At 45.4% G+C, this 23,935-nt stretch carries 23 protein-coding genes, 4 tRNA genes and 1 pseudogene; 2 read left to right on the plus strand and 26 right to left on the minus strand.

The features are described from left to right. Positions 1 to 182: 182 nt before the first annotated feature. The 11 genes from rlmH to J7E26_RS13550 all read right to left on the minus strand — a co-directional run bounded on the left by rlmH (position 183) and on the right by J7E26_RS13550 (position 9,096). Entirely contained in the window at positions 183 to 662 is a 480-nt protein-coding gene (gene rlmH, locus J7E26_RS13505; RefSeq protein ID WP_214800254.1) for a 23S rRNA (pseudouridine(1915)-N(3))-methyltransferase RlmH, read from the minus strand. Positions 663 to 742: 80 nt separating this feature from the next. Then, entirely contained in the window at positions 743 to 913 is a 171-nt protein-coding gene (locus tag J7E26_RS13510) for a CxxH/CxxC protein (RefSeq protein WP_004393147.1), read from the minus strand. Between the two features lie 162 nt (positions 914 to 1,075). Next, a complete protein-coding gene (locus J7E26_RS13515) occupies positions 1,076 to 1,249 on the minus strand; it encodes a hypothetical protein (RefSeq protein ID WP_214800255.1) in 174 nt (57 codons plus the stop codon). Between the two features lie 35 nt (positions 1,250 to 1,284). Further along, on the minus strand, positions 1,285 to 2,451 hold the full coding sequence (locus tag J7E26_RS13520; protein WP_214800256.1) for a hypothetical protein: 1,167 nt from the start codon (positions 2,449 to 2,451) through the stop codon (positions 1,285 to 1,287). Between the two features lie 11 nt (positions 2,452 to 2,462). Then, positions 2,463 to 3,215: a hypothetical protein gene (locus tag J7E26_RS13525; RefSeq protein ID WP_214985266.1), complete on the minus strand. Its 753-nt coding sequence runs from the start codon at positions 3,213 to 3,215 to the stop codon at positions 2,463 to 2,465. A gap of 197 nt (positions 3,216 to 3,412) precedes the next feature. Then, entirely contained in the window at positions 3,413 to 3,883 is a 471-nt protein-coding gene (locus J7E26_RS13530) for a GNAT family N-acetyltransferase (protein WP_214800257.1), read from the minus strand. A 47-nt stretch (positions 3,884 to 3,930) separates the two neighbouring features. After that, positions 3,931 to 4,065: a hypothetical protein gene (locus J7E26_RS18480; RefSeq protein ID WP_262417547.1), complete on the minus strand. Its 135-nt coding sequence runs from the start codon at positions 4,063 to 4,065 to the stop codon at positions 3,931 to 3,933. Further along, positions 4,052 to 5,167 (minus strand): response regulator aspartate phosphatase, encoded by a 1,116-nt coding sequence (locus J7E26_RS13535; protein ID WP_214800258.1) that lies wholly within the window; start codon positions 5,165 to 5,167, stop codon positions 4,052 to 4,054. The genes J7E26_RS18480 and J7E26_RS13535 overlap by 14 nt, the downstream gene beginning before the upstream one ends. A 131-nt stretch (positions 5,168 to 5,298) precedes the next feature. Then, positions 5,299 to 6,189 (minus strand): arginase, encoded by an 891-nt coding sequence (gene rocF / locus J7E26_RS13540; RefSeq protein ID WP_214800259.1) that lies wholly within the window; start codon positions 6,187 to 6,189, stop codon positions 5,299 to 5,301. A gap of 75 nt (positions 6,190 to 6,264) precedes the next feature. Further along, on the minus strand, positions 6,265 to 7,668 hold the full coding sequence (locus J7E26_RS13545) for an amino acid permease (protein ID WP_214800260.1): 1,404 nt from the start codon (positions 7,666 to 7,668) through the stop codon (positions 6,265 to 6,267). A 222-nt stretch (positions 7,669 to 7,890) separates the two neighbouring features. Continuing rightward, complete coding sequence (locus J7E26_RS13550; protein WP_214800261.1) at positions 7,891 to 9,096, minus strand: ornithine--oxo-acid transaminase; 1,206 nt, start codon at positions 9,094 to 9,096, stop codon at positions 7,891 to 7,893. A 237-nt stretch (positions 9,097 to 9,333) separates the two neighbouring features. On the opposite strand from J7E26_RS13550, the gene J7E26_RS13555 reads away from it, so the two are divergent. Further along, complete coding sequence (locus tag J7E26_RS13555; protein WP_214800343.1) at positions 9,334 to 10,719, plus strand: sigma-54 interaction domain-containing protein; 1,386 nt, start codon at positions 9,334 to 9,336, stop codon at positions 10,717 to 10,719. A gap of 64 nt (positions 10,720 to 10,783) precedes the next feature. Here the strand turns inward: J7E26_RS13555 and J7E26_RS13560 are convergent, their stop codons facing one another. The 5 genes and pseudogenes from J7E26_RS13560 to J7E26_RS13575 all read right to left on the minus strand — a co-directional run bounded on the left by J7E26_RS13560 (position 10,784) and on the right by J7E26_RS13575 (position 15,127). Next, positions 10,784 to 11,611 (minus strand): ATP-binding cassette domain-containing protein, encoded by an 828-nt coding sequence (locus tag J7E26_RS13560; protein WP_214800262.1) that lies wholly within the window; start codon positions 11,609 to 11,611, stop codon positions 10,784 to 10,786. Between the two features lie 25 nt (positions 11,612 to 11,636). Next, complete coding sequence (locus J7E26_RS13565; RefSeq protein WP_214800263.1) at positions 11,637 to 12,827, minus strand: MFS transporter; 1,191 nt, start codon at positions 12,825 to 12,827, stop codon at positions 11,637 to 11,639. Between the two features lie 19 nt (positions 12,828 to 12,846). Beyond that, positions 12,847 to 12,999, minus strand: a pseudogene (locus J7E26_RS18550) (ABC transporter substrate-binding protein); the annotation flags it as partial. 23 nt (positions 13,000 to 13,022) lie between these two features. Then, complete coding sequence (locus J7E26_RS13570; RefSeq protein ID WP_214800344.1) at positions 13,023 to 14,441, minus strand: sensor histidine kinase; 1,419 nt, start codon at positions 14,439 to 14,441, stop codon at positions 13,023 to 13,025. Positions 14,442 to 14,443: 2 nt separating this feature from the next. After that, positions 14,444 to 15,127, minus strand: coding sequence for a response regulator transcription factor (locus J7E26_RS13575; protein WP_214800264.1), 684 nt, complete (start codon positions 15,125 to 15,127; stop codon positions 14,444 to 14,446). A 291-nt stretch (positions 15,128 to 15,418) separates the two neighbouring features. On the opposite strand from J7E26_RS13575, the gene J7E26_RS18330 reads away from it, so the two are divergent. Further along, the gene (locus J7E26_RS18330) at positions 15,419 to 15,790 is read left to right on the plus strand and encodes a PepSY domain-containing protein (RefSeq protein WP_214985275.1); all 372 of its coding nucleotides are present in this window, start codon (positions 15,419 to 15,421) and stop codon (positions 15,788 to 15,790) included. Positions 15,791 to 16,297: 507 nt separating this feature from the next. Here J7E26_RS18330 and J7E26_RS13585 read toward each other — a convergent pair. The 10 genes from J7E26_RS13585 to J7E26_RS13630 all read right to left on the minus strand — a co-directional run bounded on the left by J7E26_RS13585 (position 16,298) and on the right by J7E26_RS13630 (position 23,882). Then, positions 16,298 to 17,494, minus strand: coding sequence for a S1C family serine protease (locus tag J7E26_RS13585; protein WP_214800265.1), 1,197 nt, complete (start codon positions 17,492 to 17,494; stop codon positions 16,298 to 16,300). Positions 17,495 to 17,580: 86 nt separating this feature from the next. After that, complete coding sequence (locus J7E26_RS13590; protein WP_214800266.1) at positions 17,581 to 18,375, minus strand: MBL fold metallo-hydrolase; 795 nt, start codon at positions 18,373 to 18,375, stop codon at positions 17,581 to 17,583. A 14-nt stretch (positions 18,376 to 18,389) separates the two neighbouring features. Further along, complete coding sequence (locus J7E26_RS13595) at positions 18,390 to 19,229, minus strand: two-component system regulatory protein YycI (protein ID WP_214800267.1); 840 nt, start codon at positions 19,227 to 19,229, stop codon at positions 18,390 to 18,392. Beyond that, entirely contained in the window at positions 19,216 to 20,574 is a 1,359-nt protein-coding gene (gene yycH, locus J7E26_RS13600) for a two-component system activity regulator YycH (protein ID WP_214800268.1), read from the minus strand. The genes J7E26_RS13595 and yycH overlap by 14 nt, the downstream gene beginning before the upstream one ends. Beyond that, positions 20,564 to 22,399 (minus strand): cell wall metabolism sensor histidine kinase WalK, encoded by a 1,836-nt coding sequence (walK, locus tag J7E26_RS13605; protein WP_214800269.1) that lies wholly within the window; start codon positions 22,397 to 22,399, stop codon positions 20,564 to 20,566. Before walK ends, yycH begins: the two co-directional genes overlap by 11 nt. A gap of 6 nt (positions 22,400 to 22,405) precedes the next feature. Further along, the gene (gene walR / locus J7E26_RS13610) at positions 22,406 to 23,113 is read right to left on the minus strand and encodes a cell wall metabolism DNA-binding response regulator WalR (protein ID WP_004393104.1); all 708 of its coding nucleotides are present in this window, start codon (positions 23,111 to 23,113) and stop codon (positions 22,406 to 22,408) included. 340 nt (positions 23,114 to 23,453) lie between these two features. Then, positions 23,454 to 23,526, minus strand: a tRNA-Phe gene (locus tag J7E26_RS13615). A 39-nt stretch (positions 23,527 to 23,565) separates the two neighbouring features. Further along, positions 23,566 to 23,642: transfer RNA gene (locus tag J7E26_RS13620), tRNA-Asp, on the minus strand. Between the two features lie 83 nt (positions 23,643 to 23,725). Further along, positions 23,726 to 23,797: transfer RNA gene (locus tag J7E26_RS13625), tRNA-Glu, on the minus strand. Positions 23,798 to 23,806: 9 nt separating this feature from the next. After that, a tRNA-Lys gene (locus J7E26_RS13630) sits at positions 23,807 to 23,882 on the minus strand. Between the last annotated feature and the right edge of the window lie 53 nt (positions 23,883 to 23,935).

Here is a 23,935-nt window from a genome sequence, read left to right on the forward strand (position 1 = left end):
ATAACGCCTTTGAAATTCAATTTTGTGGTAATACACCATAAATTGCGATGATAGGATTTCCCTAATTTATTTACTCTTAAATCATGTCCCCCTATTCTCCATGTCAAACTGACTATTACTTGAGTATTTGAAAATAGCCCTACCAAATAGATCGAGTCAAAAATTAGTATAATGAACCTCATTTACTTATGATAAGGCTCCCCACGATTAATCCGGAACGCTCGATAAATCTGCTCTACTAAAATCAGCCGCATCAACTGATGAGGAAACGTCATTTTTGAAAATGACAGTTTGTCGTCTGCCCGTTTCATGACGGCGTCGCTTAGTCCTAGTGAGCCGCCGATGACGAAGCAGATTTTGCTTTTTCCATAAGTCGCCAGCTTATCTATTGTATCGGCCAGTTCTTCGGATGTTTTCATTTTTCCTTCGATGGCGAGGGCGATGACGTGAGTGTCCGGGCTGATTTTGGCCAGGATGCGTTCGCCTTCTTTGTCTTTGACAATTTTCATGTCTTGGTCGCTCAGGTTTTCCGGGGCTTTTTCGTCCGGGAGTTCGATGATGTCGATTTTTGCGTAGGCTGAAAGTCGTTTTTTGTATTCTTCAATGCCTTGCTTGAGGTATTTTTCTTTTAGTTTTCCGATTGTCACAATATTAATATTCACAGGTCATCCCCACTTTAGAAACAAGTTATTCATATATGTTGTCCACAATTGTGGATATCTTTTCTGTATTTTGTGTAGGATCATTCGTTCCCTACTAGATATGTTGCGGTGTCCCCACATAATTCACAGGCTGTGGATAAACTGTTAGTATGTTCGATTTTTCTGATTTCGGGCGGAAGCTCATGATCATCTATGTACATGTCCAGCACGGTTTCGATATGTTCTTCACAAGAATAATAAGCGGTTTTCATTGTTACATCCTCCGGTTTTCTTTTGCACACGGCAATTGTTCTCTTCTCAATATAACCTATTTGTACACATGTTAGTAGTACTTCGGGCTGAGTATTATCCACAATTCGGCATATGAAGCTGTTGATAGGCGCAAAAAAAGCCGGCGTTCTGTCACGTCCGGCTCATTGCTGATTCTCTCTTTTCTCCATCCGATACATGATCCAAATTCCTAATACACACGCAATTAATGTACAAAGCAGATCAATCCAGTCCAGCTTTCTGCCATTTTGAAAATATCCAATAAGCAGGGATGTCAGCAGGATCGACACGGTCACCGCAGCAAGCTTTTTCTTCATCGTCTGCCTCCTTCACCCTGACTTCTTCTGCTTTATCAATCAAACCCCCCCATCACCTGAACATCATACAGCTTGAGATGGCTTTTCGGCGTGACGATGTCTTTCAGGTTTGGGATGGTTCGGTCGTTCAGTTTTTTTCCCGTTTTCAGGTCGAAGGATTCGATTTTGGCGGGTTTTTTGTAGCTGTACGTGAACAGATACAGCTTTCCGTTTTGATGGGTCAGGTCTTTGAAGTCGGCTTTCATTCCTGATGCGGGGAGGGTGAAGGTTTTTTTGCTTTTTCCCGTCTCAGCGCTGATGCGGTATACCGCGCCGAAGCCGTCGATGAAGTAGAGCCGGTGCTGCTCCATGAAAAAGCTTTTTTTGAAACTGAACGGCATCGAATCATAAAGGGTTTGTTCGTCATCTTTATAAGAGGCGATGTCATACGTTTTGATGGCTCCGCTTTTTTTCATGATTTTCACCATTTGATACATGTTATCGGCTTTTTCTCCTCTTGTGACGAAGTAAATGGCGGTATCGTCCGCGGCGAGCTGGGATTCGACCGATGCGCCTTCTTTATATTTCCATGTTGCGATGGTTTTGGTGCGGAGCTTTTCTTTTTCAGCTTGAATGTCGATGGCGTGATAGCCTTTTTCGTCAGCTGTCGGTGTGAGCGCATAAATATGGCCTTTCAAAAAGCCTGAGGCGCGGATGTAGTGCGGGATGATATCTTGCTTCCACTTGCCGTCAAGCTGGCGGTACAGCTCTGAACGATAGCTGCCGCCGCTTTTGTCGTAGCCTGAATTATACAGCGTGTAGAAGCCTTTCGTGCGGTCGATATACCCTGCGCTGTCTCCCGTATGCTGATACGCTCTTTTATACGTGTGAAGGCCGTCTTTTACGGTATAGATGCCTTTTTTGTCCTCCAGCAGCATGCTGCCGTCATGCACCTTGGCCGATCCGAGCTCAAGCCCCTTCATTTGATAGGAAGAGAGCCTTCCTTTTTCATCGGCGAATAGAGCATAGCTTTTTCCGCCTCCGAAGGCGTCTTGGTCGGCCGTCGTGGAGAAATACAGCAGCGCCTCTTTATCTTTCAGAAAATCGGGGTCATTCAGTGCGTCCCTTGTGATCTCCGCAGGGTCTTCTGTCCGAAAGTGAAAGAAACATAAGACCGCTGCGGCGACGATGATCACAAGAGACATCCATATGAGTTTTTTCACCGTTTTTCTCCTTAGTTAATGGTCAGAATCGTTTTCGTGTAAGGTGAGCTTGTGATGTCGCGCGGATATACGCCTAAGCCGCCGTTAGAGTCAATGTCGATCCCTGCTTTTAAGAGGAATGCCGACCACAGCAGTTTCGAGCAGTTTTTGGCGCCTTCATGGCCTGTATTTCTGTTATTGACGAAGTTGAAGGAGTACTCGTCGCCGACTCTTGATACGGCCCAGTCAGCGGCGGCTTGTTTTTGGGTGTCCGTGACGCTGACGGTTTGGACGATTGAATTGTCTTCTACTTCTCTTCCGTTATAGGCGATTTGCCGAACGCCGTCTCCCGGGACTGATTCTACGATCTTATCAGCGGCCGAATACATGCCGACGTGGCCGTGGTTGTAAAAGGCTGTGTAAGAGTTGGTGTAATAAATGTTGCCTTTTACGCTTTTCGGAAGTTTTTTGGTGCCTGAAGAACCGCCCATGACAGACAATCCGGTTTTGGAAGCGATTACATTTCCTTGCACCTTGTCAGAGGTGATTTCGCTGTGAAACTGCTTGAGGATGGATTCTGTCGTGACATGCTTCTGTTTGGCCAGCTCTTTTGCAGACTGAATGACCTCTTGCGGGCTCGTGCCCTGCTGGAGTTCCGCGATCTCTTTTGCGTAGCGGGCCGTTTCTGATTCTTTGGCTTTTACATTCATACCGGAGAAAGATAGAACCATGGCAAACGTCAGTGCAAACGGAATGACAGCTTTGAACATTTTCTTACACTTCATAACATCGCCTCTTTTCTCAAGATATAATTTTTTCCATATTTGTATTATATGACAGAAGTGCAGCGAAAAAATAGTTAATTTACAGATTTTTAAAAATTTTATAACAAAATGGGCATCTTCAGCGTTCAAAAACGATTGCCCGGGAAATGAACGTTCGATCATGAAAAAAAGAGGCCCGCAGTCAGGGCCTCTTTTCGTTATATCTTTTTACTCATGATAATATCAGTCTCCAGAAATCCGGTCTTCTCATAAAGCCGCCGCGCTGTTTCATTGTGAGCGAAAACATGCAGAGACAGCTTACGGACTCCCATGTCCCGGGCCTTTTCATCCAGCCTTGCGAGCGCCTGCTTCGCATACCCTTTGCCCCGATAAGGAGAATAGAGGCCGAAGTCATAAATGAACGCGTCGCGCTGCGGATGCGCCGGTTCAGCGTGCAGCCACAGCCAGCCCGCCGCTTCCTTCCCGTCCAGTGTCAGGCTCCACAAATGATGATGGGCCGTCTGCAGACCGTCAGGGAGCAAATCAAGAAAGGTTTGCTCGGCCAATTCAGGCGCGTCTTCAGGCAGCCATGTTCCCGCCTTGATCTTTTCTTCAGCATAATGCTTTGTTGTATAAACGAGGTAGGATTGAAATTCTTGCTCCGTCATCGGCTGTAAGGTAATGGTCATGAATTCACTCCTTAAAAAACACAGCCTCACAGCTGTGTCGTGTCATTTTATCCGAAAGCGCCGTTTTCTGCCGGTTTAATGGTTTGTGCCGTCTGTGCTGCTGAATCAATTTCTGTAAAGAGTCCAATAGAGATGAGACTTGCCATTGTTACTGAGAGTAAAATGAATTTACATGTTTTCATTACGAATCCCCTCCGTCAATCTCAAAATTTGGTCATTGGCATCAATTGATTCTTGGAAATATTTCGCCGCCAGTTTGTAATTCTCCTGTTTTTTAAAATGCTTGGCGGCTTGGCAGGTCAAATCCGTTACGTCACTCCACAGCTCATAATGTTTCAGCTCGTCAAATGCTGCCGCGAGCATTTCTTCGTTGTGATCAATGAATACATACTGTAAGATGCGGAGCTTATGCTTGTAGCTTGATTCGTTTTTTTCCTCGGCTGCTTGCAGCGCTTTATGCAGCCAGAACCGCCCTTCGTCCGTTTGTTCCTGCTTTAATAACACCCTGGACAGCATGTACATACTCCGCACTGAATAGGCTGAACTCATATGTTCTTTCTTTTCCAGAGCTGTTTCAAACTCGACTCTGGCTTCCGCTAATTTCTCCTGCCGTTCATAGCAAATCCCTAAATTAAAATGAGCGAGCGCCTCAATATGCCCGTCACCTGCTTTTGAAGCTTGATGAATGGCGGTTTGTAAGATTTCCTCGGCCTGCTGATAATGAAACAAATCCATTCTGTTACAGCCGATCACCATTACACATTGTGCTTCTCTGACAGCATACATTTCATTGGCTCTATAAATCTCTAACGCTTTCTCAGCGTGATTCATGGCAAAGTAATTTTGCCGGATTTCATAGTAGGCAATCGCCACTTGATAATTAAATTCTGCTCTTTCAATCTCATTCGGTATGTGCCGGAGCCTGCTTTCTGCAATACGGTAAAAATTAATCGCTTTCGTAAATCGTTTTTTGTAAAACTCATGCATCCCCGAGAAAAAATAGTAGTAATACTGAATCATCTGATCCGTTTTTTCTTTATCGGCGTTCAGCTGGATCGTTTTTAAAATGCCGTCTGTTTTCTCATACTCTTCCATCAAAAGTTTATAGCGGGAATCAATCAAATTAAAATACAGGAGTACCGTTTGATGTTGTGTCATGTTTTGCAAATCCGTAAGCAATTGTTCTCTTAATGCCTTAGCCGATTCGGTTTTGTGCTTCTTGATTTCCTCATACCAGTCACTGATTTTTTTAGCCACTTTTTCATGGGCGATCACCTCAATCAACTGATAGACACCTCCCCTTCCCAATTTGTGTAATAAATATATCATATTTACAGGTCAGATTTGAGGGTAACAGCGGACTAGTTTCCTAATGGCAATAAAAAACCTCCGCAAATGCGGAGGCAAGTCTCTTTTTATAATAACTTCTTCCCTAACAACGATTCCACCAACTCCACCGCTGTTTGTCCGGTTTTGTTTTTGTGATCGAGGATCGGATTGACTTCTACAAATTCAGCCGATGTGATGATGTCGGCATCGTACAGCATTTCCATCGCTAAATGGCTTTCCCGGTAGCTGATTCCGCCGACAACAGGTGTGCCGACACCCGGTGCGTCGCTCGGGTCAAGGCCGTCAAGGTCAAGGCTGAGGTGAACGCCGTCACAGTCTGACAGGTAGTTAATGGTTTCTTCAATGACCTTTGTCATGCCGAGGCGGTCGATTTCATGCATCGTGTACACCTTCATGCCGGTTTTCTTGATGTATTCGCGCTCGCCTTCGTCAAGCGATCTCGCACCGATGATCACGACGTTTTCCGGCTTGATTTTTGGCGCATAACCGCCCAAATTCACAAGTGTGTCGTGCCCGACGCCGAGACTGACGGCCAGAGGCATGCCGTGAATATTGCCTGACGGGGATGTTTCCAGCGTATTTAAGTCGCCGTGTGCGTCATACCAGATGACGCCGAGCTCTTTATAGTGCTTCGCTGTTCCGGTAAGCGTTCCGATCGCGATGCTGTGGTCGCCGCCTAACACGAGGGGGAACCGCTCTTTCTCAATGACGCTGTTCACCTTTTGGGCGAGCTCTTCATTGCCGGAGAGCACCGAATTTAGGTTTTTCAGCTCTTCATCTTCTTTGAGTTTTTCACGATTGACGGGGATGTCGCCTAAATCCTCTACCGAATATCCCATGTCAGATAACCGTTCAATGAGATGCGCATATCGGATGGCGCTCGGGCCCATATCCACTCCGCGTCGTGCTTGTCCTAAATCCATCGGCATACCAATAACTGAAATTTGTTTATTCATCTGTCTTTCCACCTCAACATGTCGTATGTTGTCCTATGCGGGTTTCCTCAAAGATGACTTGGACACAAAAATGATTTATAGCTCTAAGTGTTTATCTGACTGCTTATGCTTTTTCACATATAAATGATATACGATAAAACAGATTACCATAAACGGGATGCCGCAATAAAGGGCGAGCCGCTGTTGCGGGTCAAATGCAAGGCTGATGAGCACCACTGTATTCAATGTCAGCCCAACGAGCGGGAGCACTGGGTACAGCGGGGTTTTAAATTTAAGGTCTTCCACTTTGCCGCCCTCACGGATGTATTTTCGCCTGAACATCAATTGGGACAGAGAAATTGTAATCCAGCCGACCTGTGCGCTTAATCCCGCTAACGATAAGAGAAACATATAAACGGTTTCAGGCGCCGCCACTTTAGATAACAGAGACAGACAGGCAACGGCCAGCGTCACCATCAGCGCGTTCAGCGGCACACCGCGTTTATTCGTTTTTCCAAGCGCTTTAAAGGCTTGTCCTTCGTTCGCCATGGCATACAGAATACGCGTCGATGCGAACAAACCTGAGTTGGCTACTGACAGCAGCGCAATTAAGATAACAAAGTTCATGATATCAGCGGCATACGGAATACCGATTTGTTCGAAAACTACGACAAACGGGCTTTCCACAACTCCCGCCTGCTTCCACGGAATCATACCCGCGATGACAATGATAGAGAGAACGAAGAAGACAAGCGTTCTCCATACTGTCTGCCGGATAGAGCGCGGGATCGTTTTCTCCGGATCTTCACTTTCTCCCGCGGCAACCCCGATCAGCTCCGTTCCCTGGAACGCAAAGTTCACGGTAATCATCGTAATAAGCATAGCCTTAATGCCGTTCGGAAACAATCCATCCTCATAAAAATGAGAGAAGAAAGGAGCCTGCTCGCCGTGTTTCATGTCAATCAGGCCGAACATGGCGGCGCCGCCCAAAATAATAAACAGCAGAATGACTAAAATTTTAATGCCGGAAAACCAAAATTCCGACTCAGCGAACGCTTTTGTGGTTATGGCATTCAAAAGAAACATCAGCCCGACAAACACAAGACACCACACCCAAACGGGAACATGCGGAAACCAGCGGAGCATCAATTGGCCCGCGGATAAAAATTCAATCGCACATGTGACCGCCCAGCCGAGCCAGTACAGCCAGCCGAACGCAAACCCAAAGGCGGGGCTGATAAATTTGGTTGCGTATGTCTGAAACGACCCTGATACGGGAAGGGCAACCGCGAGCTCGCCTAAGCAGAGCATCGTCAAAAACATAATGAACCCGCCGACTAAATAGGACAGAACCGCGCCGAGCGGTCCCGCCTGGTTTATTGTAAATCCGGTACTCAGGAAAAACCCGGTGCCGATCACTCCGCCCAATGAAATCATAAATAAGTGCCGCGATTTCATTGTACGCTGAAGCTGATTCTCATTTTGTTGATTTGTATTCACCATTCTGCACCCCTTCAGCAACTTGTATTGGAACCAAGCCGGCGCTAGAAACCGATTTGCTGTCCAAAGAGCCTCTATTTGTATATGGATTTTATATTAAAATTCATTTTCGTACATAAAGATACATTATACTAAAATACTTACGCTGCGCAAATAGAGAGTGCTGAATTTTTTATTTGTCAATTCCATACAAGCGGAGGGAAAGCGCTGCCCATCATGGTTTTATGCGCTTTGAAGCACTTTTGTGATCTTTTGGATCGCCCAATCTAAATCTTCCTTGGAAATCATTAACGGCGGCGCAAACCGGATCACGGTATCATGTGTTTCTTTGCATAAAAGCCCTTCGCTTTTCAGCTTCTCACAATACGGGCGGGCTGCTTCCGTCAGTTCAACGCCGATAAACAGGCCTCGGCCGCGCACTTCTTTAATCACGGGGTTATCAATTTTCTCAAGTTCCGCTTTAAAATACTCTCCAAGCTGAAGAGAACGCTCTGCCAGCCGTTCTTCCTCAAGTACTTCAAGAGACGCGATTGATACCGCGCAAGCGAGCGGATTACCTCCGAATGTAGAGCCGTGGGAGCCCGGATTAAACACGCCCAAAATATCGCGGTTCGCTGCGATGCATGAGATCGGGAATACACCTCCGCCGAGCGCTTTACCCAAAATGAACATATCCGGGACGATGTTTTCCCAGTCGATCGCAAACGTTTTGCCTGTGCGGCCGAGCCCCGTCTGTATTTCATCAGCAATCAGCAGCACATTTTCTTCCTTACAAATAGCGGCCGCTTCTTGTAAAAATCCTTCCGGCGGAATGACGATGCCCGCTTCACCTTGAATCGGTTCAAATAAGAAGGCGGCAGTATTCGGCGTAATCGCCTGACGCAGCGCCTCTGCGTCGCCGTACGGGATCAATTTAATGCCCGGAAGCATCGGCCCGAAGCCGCGTTTGTACTCTTCTTCTGAAGAAAGAGATACCGCAAGCATCGTTCTGCCGTGGAAGTTGCCGACACACGCAATGATTTCCGCCTGATTGTCTGCGACGCCTTTTACCTCATAAGCCCAGCGTCTTGCCGCTTTCACAGCCGATTCGACTGCTTCAGCTCCTGTATTCATCGGCAGTATCATATCTTTTCCGGTCAGCTTGGCTGCTTTCTCGTAAAACGGGCCGAGCTGGTCATTGTGAAACGCGCGTGACGTCAGAGTGATTTTATCCGCCTGATCTTTCAGCGCCTGAATGATTTTCGGGTGTCTGTGCCCCTGATTTACAGCAGAATAAGCACTTAGCATATCCATATATTGATTGCCCTCAGGATCCTTTACCCAAACACCCTGAGCTTCAGAAATCACAATCGGAAGAGGATGATAGTTGTTCGCGCCGTAATGTGAAGTTTGACTGATAATTTCTTGAGATTTTGATAAAGCTGACATGTTCTGATTCCCCCTTGTTTTCTAAACATTCAACACAAGTTCTTGCTTTCCCTTTTTATAAAGCAAGTATCGTGCCAATCCGAAAGAACGAGGTTTTTCGTCAAAATTCTCGGTTTCCCTGCAAAAATTTCAGGCAGTTTCTTTGCAAAGGACGGATAACCGCAAAATTTTTTTGCATTTCACTCATTATTTATTTTAAAATAATGAATGTTAAGACTATTATAAGGGGGGATTCTTCTGCACACAAACAGCGAATTTTTCACACTGGTTTTAGAAAGCATTCTGGAGGAAATCGATGTCGGTCTGCATGTGGTGGACGAGAAGGGCAGCACCGTCATTTACAATAAGAAAATGATGCAGATTGAAGATATGGACGAAGAGGATGTTCTGCATAAAAACCTGACAGATGTGTTTATGTTTTCGAATCAGCAGGACAGCACCCTTGTACAGGCTCTTCAAGAAGGAAAAACAATTAAAAACGTGAAACAAAGCTATTTCAATAATAAAGGCCAGGAAATCACGACGATCAACCATACCTTCCCGATTGTGAACGACGGCGGGATCAAAGGGGCGGTGGAGATCGCAAAGGATGTGACAAAGCTGGAGCGTCTGATCAGGGAGAACATGCACCGAAAAGAACAGAACAGCTACACGTTTGACAGCATTCTCGGAAACAGCCCGGTCATCCGCGAGGTTATTGAAAACGCAAAACGGGCAACCCGCACGTCGTCATCCGTGCTTCTGGCAGGCGAAACCGGTACAGGCAAGGAATTGTTCGCTCAAAGCATCCATAACGGCAGCCAGCGCTCCGGTGCGCCGTTCATTTCACAAAACTGCGCCGCCCTGCCTGACAGCCTTGTGGAGAGTATTTTGTTCGGCACGAAAAAAGGCGCCTTTACCGGAGCGATCGACCAGCCCGGTTTATTTGAACAGGCACAGGGAGGAACCCTGCTGCTTGATGAGATCAACTCTTTGAACCTCAGCCTTCAGGCAAAACTGCTCCGCGCCCTTCAAGAAAAGAAAATCAGGCGGATCGGCTCTGCCCAGGACAAGCCGATTGATGTCCGCATCATCGCCACGATGAATGAAGACCCGATCACCGCGATTTCGGAAGAACGGCTGCGCAAAGATTTATATTACAGATTGAGCGTTGTCACACTGATCATTCCGCCGCTCCGGGAGCGCAAGGAGGACGTCCTGCCGCTGGCCGAGGTATTTATTCAGAAAAACAATCATCTGTTCCAAATGAATGTGGATTCGATCAGTGAGGATGTGAAGCAGTTCTTTTTGGAATATGATTGGCCGGGCAATATTCGTGAGCTTGAACATACCATTGAAGGCGCCATGAATTTTATGACGGATGAGACAACCATGACCGCAGCCCACCTCCCCTATCAGTACCGCATGAAAATCAAGCCGGCTGACAGCAGCCAAACGGCCGCGGCAAGCACCCAGCCCGGCGCCGATTTAAAGGATAAAATGGAAAGCTTCGAAAAGTATATGATCGAAAAAATCTTAAGAAAGCACGGCAATAACGTGTCCAAAACCGCAGGCGAGCTCGGGATCAGCAGACAGAGCCTGCAATACCGCCTGAAAAAATTCGGGCTGGACCGGGTGAAATAGAAAAAGGCTGAGATACCCAGCCTTTTTACATTTACCGCTGGTCAACAAGCCGCTCTTTCGCAAACTAAAAGTTTTCGCTTACCGCCAAGGTATGTTCTGTATTCACGACTTGATGCCACCAATTGCGGGGAGCGTAAATGATTTCTCCCGCCTTTTGCGTAAAGCGGATCGGATTCGCTTTCTGCTCCATGTCCTTTTCATCAAAAACATTGATGTTTCCCTCATACAAATAAGGGGTATCATCCGGATGGTGGAATATCCATTCCTTCTGTCCGAAAATAACGCCGTTCCATGCGTGTGTGTGGTTAAAGTCCTGATGCAGCGGCGTGCCTGTTTGTTGAGAGCCGAGAAAAAACCACTTGAAATCTTGTCCGGTTTCTTCATCCACTCTTAATGTATCTTTTGTAAAGTAATCGGGGGAAGAGTAGACGAGATCTAAATCTTTCTGGTTTAAAGCCGTAAAATTCCAGTCACAGTACCAGTTTTCATTGTTCTCATCAATATATTCGATATAGTTGGAAAGCCTTACTTGTTCTAATAAACTCGTGAGCTCGTCATCACTCAGACTTTCAGACAGTCTTGCTTCTATGGCCTTCATTTCCTTTTGAATCGCCACTAGAGAATCAAATGATTTTTCCAGGTATTCATATAATGTAAGGTCTTTATTGGGGTCGGCGATTTGCTTAAGTAATCCGACCCTCTCCCCTTTGTTTATGGCAATCGTTCCTTCAACGGCTTCCAGCTCACCGGAAAGCGCCCTGAACAGCGTACTCTTTCCGGAACCGTTCGGCCCGGCCACGAGCACCTTTTCTCCTTCATTGATAAAGAAGGAAACATTTTTGAAAATGTTATCTCCCGCCAGATTTACCGTAAGATTATGAATATTTAACAACGTACATCATCCTTTTGTCATTCTATTAAAGCTCGACTTTGTTCTGGATGGCGACAATCGCTTTTAGTTTGTAAAAGCTAAGCAGCATAAATAGCGACAGCAAGATTGATAACACCCCGATGACGGTCAGCAGCACGGTTGAATCAAAATAGTCCGTTAAGAAGCCGACAAACGGGAACGCAATGAACATAAAGAAAGATGTCATTAAACTGATAATGGACAATAACGTAGCTCTGGTTCTTGAAGGGATTTCATTATTCACCACCTGGCTGGAGACAGGTTCGATAATGTCATACAGAGCATTAATGATGATAAAAGCCGCTACCGTCACGTAAAGACTTCCCGAAGGAATGAACAGGTATGCTGCCCCGATGATGCAAAATGTAAAAAGAAGCACTCGTCTCGGTGTGAATTTTTCTGCCGGCTTTGAGGAAAAGATGGAACATAGCGCCTGCACAATGGACAGACACGCAAAAATGATGGATATATGACGTACAGAAAGCCCTTCTTGGTTTAACAGATCCTGCCCGTACATATAAAAAACCGATGTAATGGCAAAGAACACAGAAAGAGAAAGGACTAAATATTTAAAGGCTTTGTTGAGCATGAAGAAATCTTTGACTTCTTTTAAGATGTCACCGACGGTTTGCGTTTGATGTTCACTGTTCTCAAATGTGATTTCCGTCAGCTGTGTAATGACAGCCATTGCGATCAGCTGTGTCAGAATACCCGCAATAAAAACATACGACCATGAAATCTCTTGCAAGTATCCCCCGATTCCCATGGCTATGGCCAAACCGAGAATGACGAGTCCATTATAATTTCCAATGGACTTTCCGTACAATTTCTCTTTCCCGTTCACTTTTAATGAATCAAACAGGAAGGCATGATCCGTTCCCGAAATAAACGTCAGCCCGATACCGTATATAATATGGGCGATCAGCAGCGCAAAGAAATTATGGAATGACAGGAACATGGCCAAGTACACAATGACCATAAAGTGTCCAAGCAGCAGCGATTTTTTTCTCCCGATTCTGTCGGAGATCACGCCGCTTGGCACTTCCGCTAAAAACATGGCCAAATTTAAGACCGACTGCAAAACGCCGACAAGAAACAAGGAATAGTTCAAACTGGTTAAATACAGAATCCATATTCCCCGTTCAAAAAAAAAGTTTCCGAAAAAACCAGAAAAGTACAGTAAGTTTCTATTTCGCAAATGAATACCCCTTTCCACGCTATCTGCATTTTAAATCATGAACAGAAAGGAGCCCATCAACCTTTACACTAAAACCCTCTATACATGGATCTTGCAGATACAGACTTTTCCCAAAACAAATTGGGTAATAATGAGTTGTATTCTCGAATAAACCAAAAAGTTCCTTCCTTTTTTATCTCTGATAAAAAAAGCAATTTATCCCGGCAGCCGAATGATAAACACGGAGCCTTTTCCTTGTTCGCTTTTCACTTCGATCGTTCCGTTATGGCTCTCGATAATGGTTTTTGTGATCGCAAGCCCAAGCCAGGTGCCGCCGTATTTACGCGCGCGCGAGGTTTCTGCCCTGTAAAACCGATCAAACAAATGAGGCACGTGTTCCGGGGCGATGCCGGAACCGTTATCGGCAATCATGAGCATAATCCCTCCGTCTTTTTGCAGCGATACGGTGATGATTCCCGTCTGTTCATCCGTGTGCTGTACCGCGTTATAAAAGAGGTTGAGAATGGCCTGCTTCATTTTGTCCCGGTCAAAGACGGTTTCTATTTCCTGATCCACAAAAAACTCCAGCTTTCGTTTTCTCGCAAGCAGCTTCAGCTGAGGCTCCATTTCCAGGATGACGGCTCCGAGCACTCCTTTTTTCATTTCAAAGCTCGGCACCCTGTCAATTTTCGCAAGAAACAGAAGATCCTCTATCAATTTATTCGCTCGGGCAGATTCTGCATACATACTTTGAAGCGCTTTTTCTTTCTGCTCCGGCTGCTCGGCCGCTCCGCGCATCAAAATTTCGATAAAACCGTGAATGGAGGTAAGCGGTGTTCTCAGCTCATGGGAGGCGTCAGACACAAACTGCCGGATGCGCTCCTTTGCTTCTTTTTCCGCTCGGAAGGACCTCTCAATCCGCTCCAGCATTCGATTAATGGATATACCCAATGACTCAATTTCCGCCTGCTTTTTATATATGGGAAGCCTTTTATTCAGATTTCCGGCATTAATTTCACCCATCATATGCACGATTCGCGATAACGGCTTAAGCGTAAGCCGAATAACCGGTAAAAATGTAAAAAGGCCGATCAGCAGAGCCGCAAAGGAAAGCGTCGCAAAAATACTGATTTGCCGAAAAAGCAAATCATTCAGCGGCTCTGTCAATGTACTCATTTGGATGACTCCCGCCTGTTTGCCATCAATGGAAATCGCCTGAAACACGACAATGATTTCTTCCCCTGAATCGTTATAAGCCACCTGGTAATGAAGCGCCATGGTGTCCTGAAGCGCGTTTTGGTACACTTTTTTCGGAAAAGACGGCGGCGCTCCGGCGTGAGGGTCTTCTGATAAGACAGACATTTTGTTTGATTTGCCGATAAAAGCAACCGTCCCCCCGGGGTACAGCAAATTCGGATGAGGCGGTTTTTCAGAATTTGAAAGTGTTTTGATGGATTTCCACACATTTTGATCCATCGAATGAATATAGCTTTGGATGCTGATGGCTTGGTTTTCATACATCCTGTGTGCCATAAACATGTACTGTGTGCCGACGACGAAGCATAGCAGCAGGGTTAAAATCACCAATGACCGAAACAGGAGCTGAAAACGAAGGGTTCTATATAGCTTTTTCATTTTCATCCCAGATCCGCCCTGTACCCGGCGCCGCGGACCGTACGAATCACTTTGTGCTCTTTGTCCTTCAATTTTTCACGTAAAGAGCGAATGTATACCTCGACAATATTTTCTTCACCATAGAAATCATAGCCCCATACTTGATCCAGAATCCTCGTTTTGCTGAGAACTGTTCCGTGATGCAGCATCAATCGTTTCAGCAGCTCATATTCGGTTGCGGACAGCTTCAGAGGCTCTCCTTTGTACACAATTTCTCTGCTTCTGTCATCAATTCGAAAAGGGCCCGAGACCACTTCATCAAAGAGGTGGGGAAATTGATTCCGGATTCTTGCGTAAATCCGGGCAATCAGCTCCTTGAAGCTGAACGGTTTTATCATATAATCATCCGCGCCTTCAATCAGCGCCTTCACGCGAAGCTCCACTTCATCCTTTGCAGTCAGCATGATGACAGCGGTATTGCTTGTTTTTTTGAGCATTCTTGACAGCTCAAGCCCATCCATTCCCGGCATCATGATATCCAAAACGGCAATATGAGGCTGAAATGTTTTGACAAGGTTCATTGCCGCCACCCCGTCTGCCGCAGACATCACTTCGAATCCTTTATTGACAAGCCCCATCGTTAAAAAATCAATGATGGCCGGCTCATCATCTACAATCAGCACCTTGATGCCTTCCAACTTATCCATAATGCAGTCTCTCCTTAGATGTATCCGCCTGTCCTTATTTTTTTCGCTTCATCTTCTATTATTCGCTTTTATCTGAAACCAAACTGAATCTAAGCTGAAAATCCGCTGAATTCAGCAAGTTTTCAGCTTGTCCTCATTTGATTTTCAGTTTGAATCTATACAATTAGCCTTAGTTGGGAAACCAGCAATGACATTAAGGAGGAATACAAAAGCGGTAAACTTCATACTTTCCATATTAATTGCAAAAACAGCAAAATCGTAAAGCATGACATAAAGGAAAACAAAGTAAACATGGCTCGTGCAAAAGCGGAATCTTTCGCTTTGAACCATTGCAAAGGTGTCGTTAAATCTTCTAAAATGAAAACGGAAAACGGCGTATCCGTATACGTTGTCAGCATTTTCGGTCAGGACGGCAAACTGCATACCCTCCACATGGATGACAAAAGCGGTAAAGTTCTGAAAGAAGACGTTAAGAAAAAACAAGTCATAATCGCAGCTGAAAAAGCGCATTCCATCGCACTCAGCAACTGCAAAGGCACTGTGAAATCTTCTGAAATGAAGAAAGAAAACGGCACCCGCGTGTACATCGTGAAAATTACTGCTCAAAACCATACTGAACAAACGGTAAAAGTAAACGCTGAAAACGGAAGCATTTGCAAATAAAAATCTATACTTGCCGGCGCTTCAATTTCGTACCATCAGTCTGTTTCAATCACAAAGTTCTAAGTTCATGTCTACCTTTTTCTAAATATACCTATTTTTCAACTGAACGTATGTGACCCGCGTTCAGTTCTTTTTTTATCAGAGGGATGGTAAATACAAATAACGGTTTGAAATTCTTCTCTTCACAATTGAGCTTCTAAAAAACGGCATAAAAAAAGCGCCCCGAAAAGGACGTTTCCATGACAAGTCTTTCTATACAAACGGAAAAATGTGAATCGCAACTGCTTATGAGCAGTTATATTCTGCACTCCAATATAATTCTTCCTTCACATTCATTATCAATTTCACTCAAAACAATAATCATATCCGCCGTTTTCATGTTCCCACCTCCTTGTTACGAATATTATAATATATCCAGTTTATGTAATTCAATGATGACCTTAAAAAAAGCCTGCTGTCAAACAGCAGTGTAATCAAAAAGCAGCCCGGTTTTTCCCGGGCTGCTTTTTATTTCTGTAATCGCTCTGCTTCCGACAGTTTGACGTCCGCTGTTTTTTTCTTACCTGAACGGTAGAAGGTAATCTTCACACGATCACCGATTTTTTTCTGATACAGGCGTTCACGAAGATCCACAATGTCATTGACCTTATGACCGTCAAATCCGGTGATGACGTCGAGCTTTTTCAATCCCGCTTTTCCGGCCGGTGAAAAAGCGTCAACTCCCATGATGACCGTTCCTGCTTTGATGCCTTTAGGAAGCTTAAGCGTCTGGCTCCAATGGTAGCTGGCAATGTCGGTTAATGATTTCATCTCGATGCCGAGGAAAGGGCGTCTGACTTCCCCGTATTTCTCTAAATCCTGAATGACGGGAATGACAAGCTTAGACGGGATGGACAGGCCGATCCCTTCAACAGCCGATTCTGCGATTTTCATCGAGTTTATGCCGATGACTTTTCCTGATATATCCATCAAAGCGCCGCCGCTGTTCCCCGGGTTAATGGCCGCATCAGTCTGCAGCACTTCCGCATTCCAGTCCGGCTGTCCATCACCGTTTGAATCAACGGGGACCGTCCTTTCTGTCCCTGAAATGATCCCCTGTGTCACCGATCCCGCAAATTCAAGCCCCAGCGGATTCCCAATGGCGATGACCGGCTCACCGACTTTCACTTTATCGGAATTGCCGAACTGGGCAATCGCTTTGATTTTGTCGGTTTTCACCTTCAGGACGGCGAGATCCATGAGCCGATCACTTCCGATCAGGTCGGCAGGCACCCGCGATCCGTCCTTCAGGCTGATTTCAATTTGAGACGCGCCTTCAATGACATGATGATTGGTTACGATATAGACGGTGTTGCCGTTCTTTTTGTAAATGACGCCGGACCCGCTTCCGGCTTCACCGCTTTCTCCCCAAATATCCGTCTTTTGAATATTGAGGACGCCGACCACCGTATCCGATACATCACTGACCATTTTCGTGACAGCATCATTGACATTCACATTTACTGTTTTCACCTGTTCGCTGCCGATATTCTGATTTGTGTTCATGCTGGTTGCCCCATGGTCACCGCCTGTCCAATACGGCAGCAAAAAGGCCATGAGCGCAGCCCCGACGATGACGCCGATCAGACTTGAAAGGAAGTATCCTCTCTTGCTGCGGCGAGGCCGTTCAGGGGCATACTGTTCATCCTCGCGATTATAATCCACCCTATCTCAAATCCTTTCAAGAGAACTCAATTTGGTTATAGTGTGGGTTAGAACGCGAATTAATAATCATGATTCATTTGAAAAAATTACACGGCACACAGCGGCGTCGGTTTTTTCGGATCGGTGTCATATAAATCAAAGGATTCCCCGGTGACATATCCTTTCGCAGCTAATGTCTGCTGAACGGACATTCTAGCCAGTTCCTTCATATTATTGTCTTGGCTCAAATGCGCCAAATAGATGCGTGACGTGCCGTCTCCGATCACGTCGGTCATGGCGAGCGCCGCGTCTTCGTTTGAGACGTGGCCGACATCACTTAATATCCGGCGCTTAATGCTCCATGGGTATCTCCCCATTTGCAGCATGCCGACGTCATGATTACTTTCAAAAACGAAAACATTCGCCTCGCGGATAATGCCTTTCATTCTGTCGCTCACATATCCGGTGTCCGTCATGAGTGCGAGCTTTCTGCCTTGATAGTGAAAGACATAAAACATCGGCTCGGCCGCGTCGTGGGAGACGCCGAAAGACTCGACGTCAAGCCCGCTGAATGATTTCACGCTCTCCATCGGGAAGATGAACTTTTGCCCGGTGTCCAGCTTGCCGATCTGATTCTCCATCGCCTTCCACGTCTTTTCATTGGCATACACGGGAAGCTGGTACTTTCTTGCGATGACGCCGAGCCCCTTAATATGGTCGCTGTGCTCATGAGTGACAAAGATGCCGTCTACATCGTCTATCTTGCGCCCAATTTGCGCCATCAGCCCGTCCATTGCTTTTCCGCTCAGACCGGCGTCCACCAGAAAAGAATGCTCTTCTGTTTCCAGATAAAACGCGTTTCCCGTACTCCCGCTCGCAAGCACGCTAAATTGCAAGCCCATTGTGTCTCACTCCATTATTTATTTTGATTGTTATCAATCACTGTGCTCTCCATTGCATTGACAGTGTAAGTTTCCAGCGTCTTTTTCTTCGATCCTTTTGATTTGTCTTCAATTGTAATTCTCCATACCGGCGCCAGCACCTGCGTGCTCGTCAGCGGATATTGGGCAATGTAGCCGAATTTCACGCTTTTTACGGTGCAGTTCGCTTTTAAGTAGTTTTGAGAATACAATAACTCAACGGCATCAAGCTCAGGAATCAGGCTTTCTGTCTGGATTCGTTTGAATGACTCCAGCATGGTCTGCTCGTACGATACAACCTCGTTTTTATCATTCAGATGCAAAATCACCTCGCCGATAGCATCCGAGGACGAATCATAATCCTGATAAATATATTGGCCGTCATATGTCTGATAAAAAGTGATCTGCTTTTTATCCTTGTCGGTTTTCCACAGCTTATATTTTTCGCCGCCGGTTATTTTCGAGCTGACAAGCGATTCTGCGTCATCCTGCGGTTTTTGCTTCGACAAGGCGATCGGGTTGGAAAACTTCATTCTCAATGTCGTTACCTTATGGTCACCTGCAGGCATGTCCATTAAAGGTTTTTGATCTTTTAAACCGTTGATGTCTTCCTCAGTAAACACCTTTTGGCTCGCTGTCAGCCGGTAACCGGCAGTTGAATCAGCAGACAGATTACCGAAGACGATATGATCCATCTCCATGTCGTTTTCCACATTTGACGTTTTGATCACTTCATATTCACTGCTGGAGCGCTTTTCAAAAAACTGAAATCCAAGAAAAATATCGAGGATGAGGAAGGCAATGATGAAGATTGTTTTTGTTTTATTCCACTCCATTATTGTCCTCCTCCTTCGCCAGCAAGTCCTTCGTGATCGGCACGATCTTTCCGTTAATTTTCATACTCCACACCGGCTCAAGCTCGACCAGATCATTCGTTGACGACGATACCATCTGATACGACAGGAAGATTTGGTCAATCTTATTCACATCGTACTTGTGCTGCTGTTCCAGCAACGCTACAACCTCATTGCCGCTCATCAGCTTCACATCTTTTGTTTTGATCGGGTTCGGCCCGAGAACGTAATTCGGCCGTTTGTAGCTGAGCACCTCTTCATTGGCCCATTGCAGGCTCAATACAGGCCCGGCTCCAAAAGGTTTAGATGTGCTGTTGATGACAGGCATTTGATCTTTAAACATGTAGAAGCTCAGCTGCTGGTTATCACTGACATTGAAAAATTGATAATGATCCGTCCAGCTTCCCGTATCCTCTAAATATTTATAGCTCTTCTTGATAAGCTCACCTGTTTGATAGGAGGTGCTTTGCGCCAAATTGCGGTGCTGGAATTGAATTTGGCGCTGCGTCGAATTGATTTCCAGACGGCTGATTCCGTCAGTCAGCACATTCCGGTTGTAATTCGGATCTTCTCTTACAGTGCTCGGATCATTAAAGAGCGTCTGTTTAAACAGATTCGTCTTAATCGTTTCTGTAATAAATTCTTTTTCCTTCATTTCAAACGGCTCATTCGGCATGAGAAATTCTTTGCTTTTCCCGACCGAATAGATATGGTACAACGGCATGCTGGATTTTTTGCTGTATAGCTCGTTCATCATGTTGCGGTAGTTGGCCGATTCCACGGTCACTTCCAGAATCAGCTGCTTGCTGTAAGACACCAAGTAAATCTTCTTATTCGTCTTGTTTTCATTAAACGGAATGACAATACGGTCAAATGAGCTGTATTCCATCGACTGATTCGACCATTTAAACATCGTCTGAAAGATATCAATCGGAATGGTGTCATTGAATTGCAGATCCAGCTTCGCCGAATTGCCGTTTCTTCCGTAGAGCCAGTTTTTAAAACCGAGCTTGTCGTATTGGTCTGAAATGTCCTTCATGCCCTTTATTTCCCATCTCGGCAAGTCGGACCATAAATCATTAAACATTGTCTCGTCATTCACCTTGTAATGGGCGCCGTTTGTATGAATAAACATATCCCGCGGCTTGATCGTTTGCGTCATTTTTTGACTGGTCTTATCAATCTTATACTTTTCCCGGACAGTCGATTTGGTTGAGGTCGTGCCTTCTGAAAAATTGGGCTGGAACGTCCAAATCCCCCATGTTAAAACAAGACTAATGATGACAAGTACCGACAGTATGACTGTTTTTATATTTTCACGCCTCATCCCAATCATCCTCTTGCTCTTCTTTATATGGAAGAGTAAATGTAATCTTCGTTCCCTTTCCTTCTACACTGTCCGCCCAAATATCACCGCCGTGCGCCTGAACCATTTCTTTGGCAATCGCAAGGCCAAGGCCGGTGCCGCCAAGCTTTCTCGTCCGGGCTTTGTCCACTCTGTAGAAGCGGTCAAAGACCTTTTCCACATCTTTTTTCGGAATGCCGATTCCTTCATCTTTTACGCTGATGTAAAGCAGCTCTTCTTTTTCATTTACATCAACTGAGAAGGTCACATGCCCGCCTTCCGGTGAGTATTTCAGCGCGTTTGAAATGATATTATCAAGAACCTGCGTTACTTTATCCTGATCAATTTCCACGTACAGATTTCTGTCCGGGAGCTCTCGGATAAACTCGACATGCTGTTCCTTCGTCATTTCAAAACGGTCAATGATCAATGACATAAAGCGGATCATATGAATCCACTCTCGATTAAACTGATAATCCTTGCTGTCAAACTTAGAAAGCTGGAGCAGATCATTCACCAGCCTGATCATTCGCTCGGTTTCATTTTGGGTGACCATTAAGAAGCGCGGAGCAATATCTTTATTCTCCCAAGCGCCTTCAGCAAGCGCCTCTAAATAGCTCCGCATTGTCGTCAGCGGCGTCCGAAGCTCATGAGACACGTTGGCAACGAACTCTCTGCGCTCCCGATCCAGCTTTTCTTGTTCTGTAACATCATAAAGAACCGCGATTAACCCATCAATTTTTCCGTGCTCTCTCTGAATAACGGAGAAATTTACCCGCAGCACAGTTGTTTCATCATCACGTTCTATTTCCAGAAGCATTGAATCCTGCTGTTCTACTAAATCCTCAAAAGTGAAGTTCTCTTTTATGCCTAATAAAGACGTAATCGGCATCTCTAAAGCCGTTTCACGTGAAACATTCAACAGCTCCAGTGCCGGGCTGTTTAAGAGAATAATAGCGCCGTTACGGTTCGTGGCTATGACTCCGTCCGTCATATATGCGATAACGGAAGAAAGCTTCCTTCTCTCACCTTCAGTCATTGCCTGCGCATCTTCAAGCTCTTTTGTCAGATGGTTGAATGTCGTTGCAAGCTGGCCGATTTCATCATGCCCGTATTTTCTGACCTTTCTGGAGAAGTTTCCTTTTGCCAGCTCCATAGCCTGCTTGCGCATGTCCGAAAGCGGATGGGTAATCGTCCGGGCGAGGAATATCCCCAGAAGAGCCGTCAGGACAAGGGCTAAGCCTGTTCCGGAAGCAAGAATCGAGTTAACGGTCTTCATTTGGTTAAAGGTATCTTCCATACTGGCCACGACATAAATCGCACCGACGACTTCCTGATTCTCGGTGATGACCGGCTTTGCCGAAATCAGCACCCTGTTTTTGCTTTTAGGGTCATAGTATTTTTTTGAATAGGCCTGCTTTGTTGAGAAAATCCGTTTAAAAATCGGATCTGTCGTCTGTTTGCCTGCTATTTCTTCACCATAAGGCCTTGATGATCCGACAACCTCATAGCTTTTATCAACAAACGTAATCTCACGGATTTCATTGTTTTTCGTAAAATCATTTAAAATACGCTTAACGTCATCCTTGATCACGGTGCTGTCATTGTCACCTTTATATTCCTGTTCAATATAATAGGAAAGGTTGTCAATCCGCTGATTTAACGATAATTCATAGGACTTGAGAAGGGAATTCTCCACCTGTTTTACAAAATATACGCCGATGATCTGCATGGCAATGATAATGAGCAGCACATAAATCAGCGTGATCTTAAACTGAATCGACCGAAAAAAACCAACCTTATTCATCGTTGGTTAGTCCTGCTCAGGATTTCTCAAGTAATAACCGACACCGCGTCTCGTAACGATCCAGTTTGGATGGCTCGGATTATCCTCGATTTTCTCACGGAGGCGGCGCACCGTGACGTCTACCGTTCTCACATCACCGAAATAGTCATAGCCCCACACAGTTTGAAGCAGGTGCTCGCGGGTCATGACTTGGCCGATATGTTTGGCTAAGTAATGAAGCAGCTCAAACTCACGGTGTGTCAGCTCGATTGTTTCTTCTCTTTTTGATACGACATACGCATCAGGGAAGATCACGAGGGAACCGATATGAATGTCATTAGAAGCCGACTCCTCCTCTGCGGGCGCAACTGTGAGCTGGCGTCGCAGATTCGCTTTGACGCGGGCCAGAAGCTCACGGGTGCTGAACGGTTTTGTGACATAGTCATCCGCTCCGATTTCAAGGCCGATGACCTTGTCAATCTCTGAGTCTTTGGCCGTCAGCATAATAATCGGCATATCATATTTTTTCCGGACTTCCCGGCATACTTCAACCCCGTCTTTATTCGGAAGCATAATATCTAAAAGAATTAAATCAGGCTGAAGCTCCTCCACCATTTCCACGGCTTCGTTTCCGTCATACGCACAATGCACGTCATAGCCTTCTTTTCTTAAATTAAACTCTAATATATCTGCAATCGGTTTTTCATCATCGACTACAAGGATCTTTTTATCCATCATCTTGATTTTCCTCCTGCCAGAATGACTTCATCTTATCTATTGATGTTTCATGCTAATCATAAAACGGACCGCTGAAAAACGTTCCCTGTCTATTATAACGGTTTCAGGTCAAAAGATAAAAAAATTAAAGAGAACAGCGCAAAAACGTATTGAACTGCCATTCTTTTGTCATGTTTTTTATGTTCTTTTAAAAAATTTTATTTCTTTGAAACCTCACCAAAAAGACTTCCGTCTAGTGTTTGACGTCTTCTTCTTGGGCCGGCTGAAAAGCCGGCTCTCCCTTTTTTTATATACAAAGAAAAAAACGCACCTACTATTGCAGATGCGTTTGGGTAAGTGGCTCGGGACGGAATCGAACCGCCGACACACGGATTTTCAGTCCGTTGCTCTACCAACTGAGCTACCGAGCCAGATGTTTCTTTTTCTATACTATATAAAGTAAAGTAAAATGGCGGTCCGGACGGGACTCGAACCCGCGACCTCCTGCGTGACAGGCAGGCATTCTAACCAACTGAACTACCGGACCTTACAGTAATTTGTCCGGAGCGCTGTATCGTGGCAGCCCTCCGAGACAAATAAGGAGTTAGCAATAACGCTAAAGTAAATCAATGACCCGTACGGGATTCGAACCCGTGTTACCGCCGTGAAAGGGCGGTGTCTTAACCGCTTGACCAACGGGCCATAACAAAATGGTGAGCCATGAAGGACTCGAACCTTCGACCCTCTGATTAAAAGTCAGATGCTCTACCAACTGAGCTAATGGCTCTTGATGTGTCGGATTATGTATCATAGAGCATTCAGACAAATCATTTCATTGCG

This window comes from Bacillus sp. ISL-51 (genome assembly GCF_018613535.1).
In the GTDB taxonomy this organism is placed as follows: Bacteria; Bacillota; Bacilli; order Bacillales; family Bacillaceae; genus Bacillus.